This window comes from Brotaphodocola sp., assembly GCF_983179755.1.
In genome coordinates this window covers 56,393-70,671 of the sequence record NZ_CFAHBC010000004.1, presented here as the reverse complement: position 1 = coordinate 70,671, position 14,279 = coordinate 56,393, and the positions used below count along the sequence as shown (strand labels likewise).

At 47.0% G+C, this 14,279-nt stretch carries 12 protein-coding genes and 1 other annotated feature (1 of these 13 cut by a window edge); of the genes, 10 read left to right on the top strand and 2 right to left on the bottom strand.

Features of this window, described 5'->3' with window-relative positions:
- The first annotated feature begins 208 nt into the window (after positions 1–208).
- The gene (locus AC4EVX_RS02985; RefSeq protein WP_490159536.1) at positions 209–1,093 is read left to right on the top strand and encodes a LysR family transcriptional regulator; all 885 of its coding nucleotides are present in this window, start codon (positions 209–211) and stop codon (positions 1,091–1,093) included.
- A 224-nt stretch (positions 1,094–1,317) separates the two neighbouring features.
- Here the strand turns inward: AC4EVX_RS02985 and AC4EVX_RS02980 are convergent, their stop codons facing one another.
- Entirely contained in the window at positions 1,318–2,463 is a 1,146-nt protein-coding gene (locus AC4EVX_RS02980) for a glycoside hydrolase family 88/105 protein (protein WP_490159535.1), read from the bottom strand.
- A 649-nt stretch (positions 2,464–3,112) separates the two neighbouring features.
- On the opposite strand from AC4EVX_RS02980, the gene AC4EVX_RS02975 reads away from it, so the two are divergent.
- The 7 genes from AC4EVX_RS02975 (at position 3,113) to AC4EVX_RS02945 (ending at position 10,340) form a co-directional block, all read left to right on the top strand.
- Complete coding sequence (locus tag AC4EVX_RS02975) at positions 3,113–4,483, top strand: ABC transporter substrate-binding protein (RefSeq protein ID WP_490159534.1); 1,371 nt, start codon at positions 3,113–3,115, stop codon at positions 4,481–4,483.
- A gap of 157 nt (positions 4,484–4,640) precedes the next feature.
- Positions 4,641–4,967: a hypothetical protein gene (locus AC4EVX_RS02970; protein ID WP_177977217.1), complete on the top strand. Its 327-nt coding sequence runs from the start codon at positions 4,641–4,643 to the stop codon at positions 4,965–4,967.
- A 34-nt stretch (positions 4,968–5,001) separates the two neighbouring features.
- The gene (locus AC4EVX_RS02965) at positions 5,002–5,904 is read left to right on the top strand and encodes a carbohydrate ABC transporter permease (protein WP_177977218.1); all 903 of its coding nucleotides are present in this window, start codon (positions 5,002–5,004) and stop codon (positions 5,902–5,904) included.
- 6 nt (positions 5,905–5,910) lie between these two features.
- A complete protein-coding gene (locus AC4EVX_RS02960; protein ID WP_177977219.1) occupies positions 5,911–6,762 on the top strand; it encodes a carbohydrate ABC transporter permease in 852 nt (283 codons plus the stop codon).
- A 161-nt stretch (positions 6,763–6,923) separates the two neighbouring features.
- On the top strand, positions 6,924–8,486 hold the full coding sequence (locus tag AC4EVX_RS02955) for a glycosyl hydrolase family 28 protein (protein ID WP_177977220.1): 1,563 nt from the start codon (positions 6,924–6,926) through the stop codon (positions 8,484–8,486).
- 214 nt (positions 8,487–8,700) lie between these two features.
- Entirely contained in the window at positions 8,701–9,690 is a 990-nt protein-coding gene (locus AC4EVX_RS02950) for a substrate-binding domain-containing protein (RefSeq protein ID WP_177977221.1), read from the top strand.
- Between the two features lie 155 nt (positions 9,691–9,845).
- On the top strand, positions 9,846–10,340 hold the full coding sequence (locus AC4EVX_RS02945; RefSeq protein WP_177977222.1) for a hypothetical protein: 495 nt from the start codon (positions 9,846–9,848) through the stop codon (positions 10,338–10,340).
- A gap of 117 nt (positions 10,341–10,457) precedes the next feature.
- Here AC4EVX_RS02945 and AC4EVX_RS02940 read toward each other — a convergent pair whose 3' ends face one another.
- The gene (locus tag AC4EVX_RS02940; RefSeq protein WP_490159533.1) at positions 10,458–12,080 is read right to left on the bottom strand and encodes an oligosaccharide flippase family protein; all 1,623 of its coding nucleotides are present in this window, start codon (positions 12,078–12,080) and stop codon (positions 10,458–10,460) included.
- Positions 12,081–12,254: 174 nt separating this feature from the next.
- Between AC4EVX_RS02940 and AC4EVX_RS02935 the strand changes: the two genes are divergently transcribed.
- Together AC4EVX_RS02935 and AC4EVX_RS02930 are read left to right on the top strand one after the other, a co-directional pair.
- Entirely contained in the window at positions 12,255–13,523 is a 1,269-nt protein-coding gene (locus tag AC4EVX_RS02935) for a glycoside hydrolase family 10-like protein (RefSeq protein WP_490159532.1), read from the top strand.
- Between the two features lie 97 nt (positions 13,524–13,620).
- Positions 13,621–14,148 carry an adenine phosphoribosyltransferase gene (locus AC4EVX_RS02930; RefSeq protein ID WP_177978623.1) on the top strand — a complete coding sequence of 176 codons (528 nt, stop codon included), beginning with the start codon at positions 13,621–13,623 and terminating at the stop codon, positions 14,146–14,148.
- An 81-nt stretch (positions 14,149–14,229) separates the two neighbouring features.
- Positions 14,230–14,279: a binding site (T-box leader), on the top strand (it continues 200 nt past the right edge of the window).

Sequence of the window (14,279 nt, the reverse complement as noted above, 5' to 3'; positions counted from 1 at the left end):
AAAAATATCGTAACATAAAGGAGTACAAATGTAAAATTTAAAGATTTTAACGCATCATTAAAAATAATTTAATGATAAATCTCTCGCTGAAAAGAGGTTTGCGTAAAAATAGGGTCAGCTATGATCATAGCAAGTTATCGGGCAAACCGCAAGGGAAAAATCCGGAAGAGGGATGCTTAAGAACAAGAGTGGGGAATAAGGAGAATACATGGAATTTCGGGAGATCAACACATTTTTGCAGATTGCACAGCAACAGAGTTTTTCAAAAGCGTCGAAGCAGTTGGGATATTCTCAGGCAGCGGTCACAATTCAGATCAAACAGCTTGAAAAAGAATTGGGGGTGATCTTGTTTGATCGAATCGGGAAAAAGATTTCGCTGACTGAACAGGGGAGGATTTTTTATCGTCATGCACTGGAGATTATGCGAAGTATTGATCAGGCGCGCGAAGCATTGACGGAGAAAAATGATCTAAACGGACAGCTCTGCCTTGGAACGATCGAATCAATCTGTGCGTCGATTTTTCCGGAACTTCTGGCGGAATATCATCGCCTTTATCCACAGGTAGAGATCAGCATTGTCACCGAGTCTCCGGATGAACTTCTTGAACGTATGAATGAAAACAAGATTGATCTGGTCTATCTCCTTGACCGGCGAATCTATGATCATCGCTGGCACAAAATTCTTGAGATTCCCGAGAGAAACATCTTTGTCGCCTCTCCGGATCATGAGCTTGCAAAGGAAAATCGGGAACTTGCGCTCGATGAAGTGCTCGAATTTCCATTCCTTCTGACGGAGAAAGATGCGAGTTACCGCCATATCTTAGAACAGTATCTTGTGGCGACAGAGCGCTCCATCCGTCCGTTTTTGGAGATCGGAAATACAGAATTTATCATCCGGATGCTTCTCAAAAATATGGGAATTTCGTTTTTGCCAGAATTTACAATCCGAAAAGAATTGGAAACTCATATGCTCACAGAGCTGAAGGTGCGCAATTTTCATATGCAGACATGGAGACAGATTTTTTATCACCGGGATAAGTGGGTGACGCGGGAAATGCAGGCGTTTTTTGAATTGGCAGAGGAGTGGAAGTAGAGGATTTTTTGATTATGATAGATACGCTTTTTTATAATGCTTAGGTAGAAAACAGGCTCCGAGATCGGGAAAGTTTTGCAAACCCGTGTTTGCAGGAATTTTCCCGATCTCGGAGCTGTATGTGTTTGTGATTAATTTTATGTATTGTTTTTATTTATTTATGGATGATGTATATGATGGATTTCTGTGGCTTGTTTATCCACTTGCGAAAAATAAGCTAGCGCTTACGCATTCTCGCTTTTCTTCTCATGGAACATCAACTCAATATACGCCAGAATCAGCGGAGCGACACCCTTCGCCTCATTCTTTACGATCGGCTCGCGCATATAGTAATCAAATGTCCCCTCGCGCATCTCCTTATTTCCAAGACCTGCAACAAGGCAGATTCCGCCAAGCTGGAGTTCGCCATTTTCTTCGGACAGATACGTCTCACAGATTCCGTCAAATGCCTTCTTTCCATATGCGAAATAGGATTCATCGAGGAAGCCGAGACGTACACTCTTCATGATCGCGTATGCAAAGATTGCAGAACCGGAGGTCTCAAGGTAGTTCGGGCGGATGCCACCGCGGTTTACAACCTGATACCACATGCCGGTCTTTTCATCCTGATACGGGAGCATAGCGTCGATAAGCTCTTTATAGATGCGATTCATCTCTTTCTTCTCAGCTCCGAGTGTCTCCTCCGGCATCACTTCCATCGTATCGATCAGAGCCATTGCATACCAGCCAAGTGCGCGTAACCAGAAGTTATCAGACAGTCCGGTCACTTTATCGCACCAGAAGGATTCTCTCGAATCATCGTAAGCGTGGTAGTAGAGTCCATTTCTCAAATCTCTCATCAGATTGTACACATTGAGGAACTGCTGGTAGCTGTCCTTGCAATTTGCACCGTTATTGTAAATGATCTCATACTGCATGTAGAACGGCTGTGCCATGTAGAGTCCATCGAGCCAGATCTGGTTCGGGTAAATCTTCTTGTGCCAGAAATTGCCGGTGGAAGTGCGGGGCTGAGTTTTGAGCTGGCTGTACACGGTGTCAATCGCGCGACGATACTTCTTCTTGCCAGTCAGATTATAGAGATCAAAGAGCGTCTTTCCAGCGTTTACGTTGTCGAGGTTGTGCTCCTCCGGATGGTAGGAGTGGATCGAACCGTCCTCCTCGACGAAATAGTCAATGAAGTGATCTGCAAAGTCAAGGTATTCCTGCTTCTCCGTGATGTGGTAGAGCTCGAGAATGGCCTTGATCATACAGCCGTCCATGTAGTTCCAGGAAGGCTTTGCACCCTGACGGATCTTTTCAATGTTCCAGATCGGACGGGTCGGACTGCTTTTTTCCAGAAGCTGATCGATGTAGCGGTCAAGAATTTTCATAATGATAGTGGGTTCCTTTCTTTTTCTTCTTTTTATATATTTTTCTTTTGATTCCTTAACATGATTGTGTGATTGTTTTTTAGCTGTTGCTGAGCATTTCGCCGTTGTTTGGTATTTAGCGATTGCCTTACATTTTTAAATTTCAATTACGTTAATTACTTTAATGGAATCAGGTGATCCATTTTCGCTCTTTCCGTTCGCAGAAGTTTCCTCTATTATAGGATGATACAAATGCAAGCACTTTTTTCAGTCGGAAATCCGTGAATAGGAACAAAAAGAAGGATTATGACAAAAAAATTACAAGGAAAGATTCTATTAAAAAGAATTATTTGGCAAAAGCGTGAAAACGTTTGCAATTACTATCATCTTAACATAAATCAGACAGAAAAGAAATTGTGTATGATGCACAAAATAAAAACAGCAAACTAGGCACAATAGCTAATTGACGGATAAGTTTAAGTGTGATATTATTAAAACATCACAAGAGAGGTGCAGGAACGATTTTCGAGAAGCAAAAATGTAACTGCTTACAAAATCAGGAATGCATTAATTTTTAGCCAAATCTTGCAAACCTTTGCATACAAGAGGAACCGTGACAGAAAAAAGAGATTTGCGGGGTTGGCAAATAAAAGAAAGGGAGAAGTTTCTTATGAAAAACATGAAGAGAGCAGCAGCACTGGCAATGGCCTCCGTTACCGCAATTTCCCTGGTAGGATGCGGTGGAAGCAGTAGCACCGAGACAACCGCAGCAGCCGACACAAAGGCAGCTGGTGAGAACGGTAGCGCAGAAGGCGGAAATTCTGGGGATATTTCCGGCGACATCACCTTTTCCTGGTGGGGTGGAGATTCCAGACATGAGGCAACTGAGAAGGCAATCGAGGCTTTCCAGACCAAGTACCCGAGCGTAACCGTAAGCCCGGAGTACGGCGCATGGTCCGGTTGGGAGGAGAAGCAGTCCTTAAACATTCTGGGTGGCAACTCCGCAGATCTGATGCAGATCAACTGGAACTGGATTGATTCCTACTCCAACAACGGAACGAACTTCGCAGATTTGAATCAGTACGCAGACATCATTGATCTGTCTCAGTTCCCGGAGGATGCACTTGCACAGTGTACCGTTGACGGAAAGCTGATGGCAGTTCCGATCGCAATGACCGGTCGTCTGTTCTACTGGAACAAGACCACTTTTGATGAGGTTGGATGCGACATCCCGACCGATGAGGCTTCTCTGCTTGAGGCAGGAGCAAAGTTCAAGGCTTACAACGAAGATTACTATCCGTTAGCACTTGGTGAGTATGACCGTGCAATCTTCCTTGTTTACTATCTGGAGTCTGTATATGGTAAGAACTGGGTAGAGAACGGCGAGCTTCAGTACACCGAGGAAGAGATTCAGGAAGGTATGGATTTCATCACCAAGCTCGAGGAGAATCACGTTATCCCGACGATCGCTACGATCGCTGGTGATATGGCTGACTCCCTGGATAAGAACGCAAAATGGATTAACGGCGTATACGCTGGTATCTACGAGTGGGATTCTTCCGCAAGTAAGTTCCAGAAGGCAATTGTTGAGTCTACCGACAAGCCGAATCAGGAATTCGTACAGGGTGATTTTGTTAAGTTCGGTGATTACGATGGCGGATTCACCAAGATCTCCATGGCATTTGCAATCTCTGCAAAATCTGAGCATCCGGAAGCAGCAGCAGCTCTGATGAACTACATGCTGAACGATCCGGAGGGTATCGAGATCATCGGTACTGAGAGAGGAATTCCGTGTTCCGCAGAGGCTCTGGAGGTTCTTGATGAGAAGGGTCTTGGAAATGAGCTGGTTAAGGCAGCAAACGCAGCTGTTATGGCACACAACAAGTTTGCTCTTGATCCGAAGTTCGAGCACAACGATCTGAAGGCTAACCCGGATGGCGTTTACTACAAAGTATTCAGCAAGCTGAGCGCAGGCGATATCGACAGCGCAGCAGCAGCAAAACAGCTGGCTGATGGTGTAAACGAGGTTCTTGGAAACTAAGAGAATCGAAAGAATCTGACGGGAAGCGAATAGGCTTAACGACATAATCATATTAAAAAGCAACAACACGGAGGAGGCCACCAATGAGATCCCAAAATTGATTTGGTGGCTTTCATAAGGAAAGGACCCGGAAACGGGTGGCAGAAGGAATTTAGGAATGGATGTAAGAGAAGCCGTAAAAGATAAGGCAAATTATGCGGAGATTGTGAAGTGGTTTCAGGGTCTCGGGGATCTGGATTTAGACCAGTTGGTTCTGCTTGCAGAGACAATCGATGCAATGTCGGAAGAAATTTTTGAGCATTATAAGGCCCTCTGCGACATCTTAAAGGGGCAACTGCAACGAATCAGACGAGTCTGCAAGGAAGTCGGCATTGAGAACGAATTTCCGGAGGAGTCGATGAGAAGCCGTCTGGCATATGTGGTGAAAATGGCTGGAAGAGAAGGGGCTATTTTACCGGAAAAATATGCATGGCTGGCAGAGTAGAAACACAAATTTACCATGAGCGGGAGGTAACCGTATGCAGAACAAAAGCAGTTTCAGCAAGACGTTGACTGAGAATGCAGGTTTCTTATTCATAGTGCCGTGGTTGATCGGATTCCTTGTCTTTAAGGTATATCCGTTCGCATCTTCGCTGTATTACAGCTTCACAAACTATGATCTGTTTACCGGCATCACAAAGACTGGACTGATGAACTATCAGAAGATCTTTACCGATAGCGACATCATTCGAGCATTCGCCGTAACTTTTAAATATGCAATTTTCGATGTACCGCTGAAGCTGATCTTCGCGCTGTTCATCGCCTACATCCTGAACTTCAAACTGAAGGGTGTAAACTTTTTCCGTACCGCATACTACATTCCGTCTATCCTGGGCGGTTCCATTGCAATCGCAATTCTGTGGAGAGCAATCTTCAACACAGACGGTCTGATCAACACCGTTCTCGGTTTCTTCGGAGTGGCAAAGATCAACTGGATGGCAGGTGCAAACTCTGCACTGCTCGTAATCATCCTGCTTCGTGTATGGCAGTTTGGTTCCGCAATGGTTATTTTCCTGGCAGCCCTCAAGGGAGTATCTCAGGATCTCTACGAGGCAGCTTCGATTGACGGAGCAGGAAAATGGACGCAGTTCTTCAAGATCACGGTTCCGATTATCACACCGGTAATCTTCTACAACCTGATCACCCAGCTGTGTCAGGCATTCCAGGAGTTCAACTCTCCGTACCTGGTAACAAAGGGCGGACCGAACGGAGCAACCACCCTGATTTCCCTGCTGATTTACAACAACGCATTCCTTCGTCACAAGATGGGTATGGCAAGTGCTCAGGCATGGATTCTGTTCATCATTGTTATGACGCTGACTGCAGTTGCATTTATCAGCCAGAAGAAATGGGTTTACTATTCGGATGAGGACGGGAGGTAGAAAATTATGACAAGAGAGCAGAAGGCTAAGGTAAGTACAGTACTGCGCTATATTCTTCTTGTTGCAGTTGGTTTCATCATGGTCTATCCCCTGATCTGGATGGTAGGCGCTACATTTAAGACAAACTCGGAGATCTTCACCAGCGCATGGTTCTGGCCGAAGAATCCGGTATTCGATGGTTATAAAGATGCATTTAAGAGCTACGGCGGTAAGATCGACCTGATCAAGTCCATGATCAACACGTACAAGATCGTAGTTCCGAAAGTAGTTTTCACCCTGCTTTCCGCAACCCTGACGGCATACGGATTTGCACGTTTTAACTTCAAGGGAAAGAGCATTTTCTTCTCCCTGATGATCTCCACGCTGTTCCTGCCACAGGTTGTTTTGAACGCTCCGCAGTACATCATGTACAACAAGTGGGGCTGGGTAGATTCCTATCTGCCGTTGACGATTCCGTCTCTGTTTGCAGTAGATACCTACTTTGTATTCATGCTGGTTCAGTTCCTCAGAGGTATTCCGAAGGAGCTGGAAGAGGCAGCAAAGATTGATGGATGTAACTCCATCAAGACTCTGTGGTATGTCATTGTTCCGATGCTGAAGCCGTCACTGGTATCTTGTGCACTGTTCCAGTTCATGTGGACTTCCAACGACTTCCAGGGTCCGTTGATCTATATTGCAGACATGAAGAAGTATACGCATTCCATCTATCTGCGTATGTCTATGGATGGTGATGTCGGATTCCAGTGGAACCGTATTCTTGCGATGTCCCTGATCACGATTATCCCGTCTCTGATCGTGTTCTTCTGTTCACAGAACTCGTTCATCGATGGTATTTCTGCCGGTGGCGTTAAGGGCTAAATCATTAGATTCATTTAGAATTTAGAACCATCACAAGCCTGATAAGGGGATTCTCGCATAGGGAGTCCCCTTTTGTTGTTAAATTAGGAGCTACTATAATTGAATTGCTGTTAGAGAGTGAAGAAAAAATAGATCTGGAAAACTTGGGAGGAAGTGCTAAAATGTTAAAGAAAGTAAGTAGTATTTTTCAGAATGCGAGATCCATTACGATTGAGATTGAGGACGAGGGAATCTTCCACACAAAGAGGGAGTATGAGATTTATGTCAATGATCGGCTCTACAAGAAGACCGATCGGGTGGTCACCGGAATCTATGGTCTGGAACCTTCCACAAAATATGAAATCTGCGTAAAGGCAGGAGAGGAGCAGGCATTTGCGCTTGTGACGACGGACGAGGAGTTTGTGACGCTCAACGTGCGCGAGTTCGGTGCGAAGGGAGATGGCGTTTCTGATGATACGCTCTTTATCCAGTCTGCGATTATGGCATGCCCGAAAAAGGGTCGTGTGTTGATTCCGGCAGGAACGTATAAGGTGACAAGCCTGTTCTTAAAGGACAACCTGAATCTCGAACTTGCCGAGGGAGCTGTGCTCTCTGCGGAGACGGACCGCAACAAATTCCCGATCTATCCGGGTCTGATTCAGAGCTGGGATGAGAAGGAGGAGTACAACCTCGGAACGTGGGAGGGTAATCCGCTTCCGATGTTTTCCGGCATCATCACCGGTATCAATGTGAAGCATGTCGTGATCTACGGAAAGGGAATCATTGACGGAAATGCAAGCTTTGATGAGGACAACTGGTGGTATCAGGCAAAGGTGAAGCGAATCGCATTCCGTCCGAGAATGATTTTCCTCAACCACTGTGAGGATGTGGTAGTCGCAGGTATTCAGGTGCAGAACAGCCCGAGCTGGAACATCCACCCGTATTTTTCCGACAACCTTCGTTTCATAGACCTGACTGTGCTCAATCCGAAGAATTCTCCGAACACGGACGGTCTTGATCCGGAGTCCTGTAAAAATGTGGAGATCGTGGGTGTGTATTTTTCCCTTGGAGATGACTGTATCGCAGTCAAATCCGGAAAGATCTATATGGGAGCAAAGTACAAGCGCCCGTGTGAGAATCTCACAATCCGCCAGTGCTGTATGCGTGATGGTCACGGCTCTGTGACGATCGGAAGTGAGATGGCGGGAGGTGTGCAGAACCTGACGGTTCAGAACTGCCTCTTTATCAACACCGATCGCGGTCTTCGAATCAAGACGAGACGAGGACGCGGTAAGGATGCGGTCATCGACGGAATTCTGTTTGACAACATCCAGATGGATCAGGTGATGACTCCGTTTGTGATAAACTGTTTCTATTACTGTGATCCGGATGGTCATACAGAGTATGTTCGCTGTAAAGACGCACTTCCGGTTGATGAGCGCACACCGGAGATCCGCACCCTTGTCTTCCATCGCATTGAGGCAAAGAACTGCCACGTCGCAGGTGCATTCTTCTACGGTCTTCCGGAGAAAAAGATTCGCCGTGTGATCATGGAGCATGTTCATATCACCTATGATGAGAATCCGACAGCAGGAGTACCGGCAATGCTTGACGGTATTGATCCGTGCACAAAGATGGGAATTTTTGCGGACAACCTCGAGGAGCTTGTTCTGCGCGATGTCAACATCGAAGGTCAGGATGGAGAAGCATTCACACTGAGAAACATTGACAAGCTGAGTGACTAGAAGAGTCTGAGGACACTGCCAGACAACAGGAAAAGGTGAGAGGGATGGATTTTGAGATGGGCTTCTCTCAAACCGATAAAGGCAGGATGGCAAAGACAGGGGAAACGCTTTGATTGTGTTCAGATCGAGATCAATGGGAGCGGTCTTGAATTGAATCTGAAGAGAGAGTGAAGCGGATCACCGGGGATTGCCATAGTGAGACGGAGGAACAGACATGGGGGTAACAATTAAAGATATTGCACAGAAGGCTGGAGTTTCTTATTCCACGGTTTCGAGAGCATTAAATGGAATTGGAAGTGAAAATGGAGAGCGAAGGAAGAGAATTCTGAAGATTGCCAAGGAGATGGGATATGTTCCGAATCAGGCAGCTATCCATTTAAAACTTTCCAGATCCTATGTGATCGGGCTGTATTTTTCGACGATCAGTAAGATGACATCGCCGTTTGTACTTCACGACGTTCTGACGGGAGTTTACAGCATTGTCGGAAGCAAGTACAACATCGTCGTCAAAGGTATCGATATGCACGAACCGGGAACGCTCAACCCGAGCTATTACGATGGAATCATTGTTTTGAGCCAGAGAACGGGAGATCGCGTTTTCATGGATGAGGTTCTTGAGAAAAAGATTCCGATGGTTGTGATCTGTCGACAGGTGGACGTCGACGCTCCGAATGTGACGACCGATGAGACGAAGGCGATGGAGACTGCGATGGATTATCTGATTGAGAACGGTCATCGAAATATCTGTGTGATTGAAGGTGCCCCCAATCTCGACTCCACGAAACTGCGCCATATCGGATGGCAGAACTCAGCGAAAAGGCATGGTCTTGACCCGTCAGCAATCCCGACCGTCAGCGGAACTTACCGATATGCGAGCGGATACCAGGGCGCAAAACTTCTTCTCGAGTATCATCCGACCGCGCTTCTGTGCTTTAACGATGAGATGGCATTCGGTGCGCGGGAGGCGATCGCAGAGGAGGGACTCAGAGTACCCGAGGACGTCTCGCTGATCGGTTTTGACAACTGGGATATGTCCGGTTACAATAGCATGAAGCTGACGACCGTTGAGCGAAGCATGAGTGAGATCGCAAAAGAGGGAACCCGCGTGCTTCTGCGTAGAATCGAGGATGGTGTGGAGGACAACAGCCGAACGGTTCTTGAAAACCGCCTGATTGTCCGTGACACAGTCAAAAGGATTGAATAACTGGTTCACAAAATCTGCTCCCATAATTTTGTGGGCAGTAACACAAAATTTTTAGAAAAAATTCATTTTTGCGAAATTGCTTTGCGATCTGAAAATGCCTATAATACTATAATATATATATTGAAACAGGCAGAAATCGAAAGGTGAGTTGGCGAATGAGAAATCAAATCAAAAATAGAAGAAATCGAATAATTGGAAAAACATTCTGGAAGATGGCAACCGTAGTCGGAATGACGGCGGGAATGCTCGCGGGTTCTGCGCTGACTGCATGGGCAGGAGAGTGGAAGGAGATCCCGGACGAGGGATGGAAGTATGAGGAGGATGGAAACGAGGTAACCGGATGGGTCAAGACGAACGACATCTGGTACTACATCGATCCGGAGACCGGTCTTTGGGTTGAGACACCGGTTCTGAATGAGAATTCGGTCTGCTATCTTCTCGAGAATGCAGTAAACAAGGCAGGATGGTACAAGAAAGAAGTGACCGAGATGGTTTACCACATCGACAGTGTATCGAAGGATACGATCACGGTCTCTCTGTCTTTGGAAGGTCAGCCGTTCCACACGACCGGAACACTCAACACGTTTGAGGTCAAGTTAAAAGACCGCACGGCAAGGTCCACCTCCACAAAGATTGTTCTGGATCTGTAAAAAGAAAGCACAGACGGAAGTCAAATAGATTTCCTGTTCTGTGCTTTTTTTATATGATAGGAAATGGCGTTTCATCATATTTTATGGAGACATGATCCTAGCGTAATTTTAGATTTTTTATTCTCGTTTTTCCACCAGATGAAAGAGCAAGAGAAGTCCCCCGTAGCAGATCGAGAAACCAAAGATCTGTAATGTTGTCGCAAAAAAGAGCGGAATCTTTCTGGTGATTGCTGTTTGTCTCAAAAAATGAGACAAAAGAGCGGGCAACGAATAGGAGACGAAGCGGTGAATCCCCACACAGAGAAACAAGACAAAGACCGGTTTGACGATCATTGAGACTGCATTCCAGTGGAATGGAACGATCCGATGCAGGGCGTGAAGATGGAGAAATGCGAGCAAAAGTTCACAGGCCAACATTCCGCAGAGATAGGCGTAGATGCCAAAGCGAGGAATTCCGACAAGTACAAAAATCAGGCGTAGAGTCAGGATCAGACTGCTCTGAAAAAAGGTGATGTGTGTTTTTCCGAGACCGTTTAGGATGCTTCCGATTGTCGTCGCAAGATAGAGAAACGGGCAGAGCCATGCGAGGATCTGGATGCAGGTGCCGGCATCCTGACTGTGAAAGACGCTCATTCCGAGTGAATTTCCAAACAGGACAAAGACTCCGATGCAGAAAATCCCCATGTACAGGCTGTAACGCAGGGACATCGATACTGTCGTGTCAATCAGGTCGTTTCGCCCTTCTGCCTGTGCGCGTGCGACGCTTGGGAGCAGGAGGACAGCCATCGAATTTGTGATTGCGGACGGGAAGAGGATGAACGGAAGTGCCATACCGGTCAGCACGCCGTAGACGGAGAAGGCTTCCGAGGCGGAGAGTCCGGAGAGTTTTAAACAGGCGGGAATCCAGACTGCCTCGGCACTTGCGAGTACATTGAGGACGAGGCGATTTCCCATCAGTGGGAGTGCAAGGGCGATCAAAGGCAGGGCACAGGCGGAGAACGAGTCGGTGTCTTCATTTGGCTGCGATGGCAGAGGTGACTGCAAATCGGACTGCGTCCCCGATTTTGAAGATGATTTTGAAGCGGATTTCGTGGACGGCGGGCAGATCAGAAGGCAGAGCAGGGTAAACAGAGCCGAAGCGACTTCCCCGGCAACGTGACCGAGGACGGCAAGGTGAACCGTGAGTGTGATTCCCTGCGAGGTCCAGAATGACGCGAGAGCAAAGACAAAAATCATCCGCAGAATCTGCTCTGCGATCTGGGAAAACGCTGGGATTTTGGCTTTCTGCATCCCGTAATAATAGCCGTTGATACAGGCGTGAGCGGATGCAAATGGCACAGAAAGTCCCATCATCGGCAGATAGGGAGCACACGAGCGCTCCATCAGCACATGGCACGCAATCCAGTTCGCGTGACGGCAGATCAGAAACGCAAAGAGAAGCGAGAGCGAGAGGGAGAGCAGAAATCCGGTGTGAAAGACGGATTTCCCCTTTTTTTCGTTTGAGGCGATGTACTGGGAGAGCGCAGTCTGGATTGACCCGGCACAAAGTGCAAAACAGATGCCATATACCGGATGAACCATGTTGTAGATGCCAAGCCCCTCCGCCCCGATTGTGCGGGAAAGGAAAATTCGATAAAAAAAGCCGAGAATCCGGCAGGAAAATCCAGCGGCGGTCAAGAGCAGAGTTCCGCTCAAAAAAGCGCGTTTGCGCGGAGAGAGGGAGGAGAGAAAAATGGACATGGAGACTCCGTTCAAAGGCGAGGTGATTGGTATAGAATATGGAAAAGATCGACGAATCATGACTGGAAAAAATCAGGTTGTTCTTTGGGGTGTGTTTTGCTATACTGGAGTGTGTTTGGAAAAAATAAAAAAGGGCTTCAAAAAAAGGATTGTCTGCCGATTGGAGGAAGGAAAATGCAAGGCAAGACATACAAAAGACAAAATATCTCAAATATCTTTGTTCATCTGGGTGCAATGCTGATGACATGTGCGCTGTTGGCGATGACGGCAGTCAGACCGGTATATGCGATGGGACCGGGCGAGGGAGCTGTCAGAAGTGGGGATGAACTTCGAGGTGTGTGGATCTCCTATCTCGACTGGGAGACACTTCCGTCGGATCAGGCGGGATTTCAGAAGGCTGTCGATGCGATGATGGAGCGCTGCGTACAGCTGAAAATGAATGCGGTGTTTGTTCATGTTCGGGCAGATTCGGATGCGATGTATCCGTCTTCTTATTTTCCGTGGTCCCGTTTTGTGACGGGAACGCAGGGACAGAATCCGGGCTATGATCCGCTCGCATATTTTGTGCAGTCCGCGCACAATCATGGACTTCAGTTTCATGCATGGATCAATCCATTTCGTGTGACGGGATACCACAACACCTGGGATCAGGTTTCTGACCAGAACATTGTGAAAAAATGGTTGTCCGATGCAGACACGACGAATGACCGCTGGGTATTAAAGCAGAACGGGGCTTATTATCTGAATCCGTCCGTGCCTCAGGTGCGTGAGCTGATTGTGAACGGGGTGCGCGAGGTCGTTCAGAATTACGATGTCGACGGAATTCATTTTGACGATTATTTTTATCCGGAGGTCAATGACAAGGACTCGAAGCGCTGGTTTGATAAGCCGGAGTACGAAGCGTCGGGCAGTTCGCTTGCGATCGCAGACTGGAGGAGGGAAAATGTCAATCAGCTGATTCGCAGTGTCTATCAGACTGTGAAGTCCGTAAAACCGGCAGTTCAGTTTGGAATCAGCCCGGCGGGCAATCTCGAACATCTGCGGAGCAATGAACAGTACTTTACGGATATTGACACCTGGATGAGCCAGAGCGGATATGTGGATTATATCATGCCTCAGCTCTACTGGGGATTTGAGCAGAAACTCAAGAATGGTTCCCTTGCTCCTTATGCCTATACGGAAAACCTGAACAGCTGGATTGCGCTGAAAAAGAAGGGAAATGTGAGACTCTATCTCGGTCTTGCAATGTATCGCACCGGCACGGATTCCAAGGACAACAATACCGTTTCCGAGTGGTTGCGATCCGATGACATCATCGCGCGTCAGGTACAGGCGGGACGGACGAGTGGTCAGGTGGCGGGCTACTGTTTCTACTCCTATGCATCGTTTCAGGAGAGCACTTCCCAGAAGGAAGTTCAGAATCTGATGAAGATTTTGCAGTGATGGCAGTAATGCAAGAATCGATAAAGAAATCTGGTTTCACTAAAATTGGAAATATGAAAACGAAAAGAAAAAATTAAGAAAGAGAAGAGGAACGATAATGGCAAAAAAATTGGAAGAGTATGTAGTGAGCATTCCGGATTTTCCGGAGCCGGGAATTATTTTTCGTGATGTGACCTCGATCCTTCAGGACCCGGAGGGACTTCATCTGGCGATCGACAAGATCCTGTGCATGCTCGACGGTGTGGAGTTCGATGTGGTTGTAGGACCGGAGTCCCGCGGATTTATCTTCGGTGTGCCGGTTGCTTACGCAAAGAACAAGGCATTTGTGCCGATCCGAAAGAAGGGCAAACTGCCGAGAGAGACCGTGAGCGCAAGCTATGATCTTGAGTACGGCTCCGCAACGATCGAGATGCACAAGGATGCGATCAAGCCGGGTCAGAAAGTTGTCATTGTGGACGATCTGATTGCGACCGGTGGCACAACCGAGGCGATGGTCGGTATGATCGAACAGCTCGGCGGAGAGGTAGTCAAGATCTGCTTCGTGATGGAGCTTGCCGGACTCAAGGGAAGAGAGAAACTCAAAGATTATGAGGTGGAGTCCGCAATCGTCTACGAGGGAAAGTAGGAAAATTTGGACTTAAAATAAATCGTGGAAATGATTGACAAATCATTTGGAAAGTGCTAAGATTGCACCAACAATTAAATGAAAAAACCGATGAGAAAGAGTAAGTAGTCTGGATATTGGGAGACACAGAG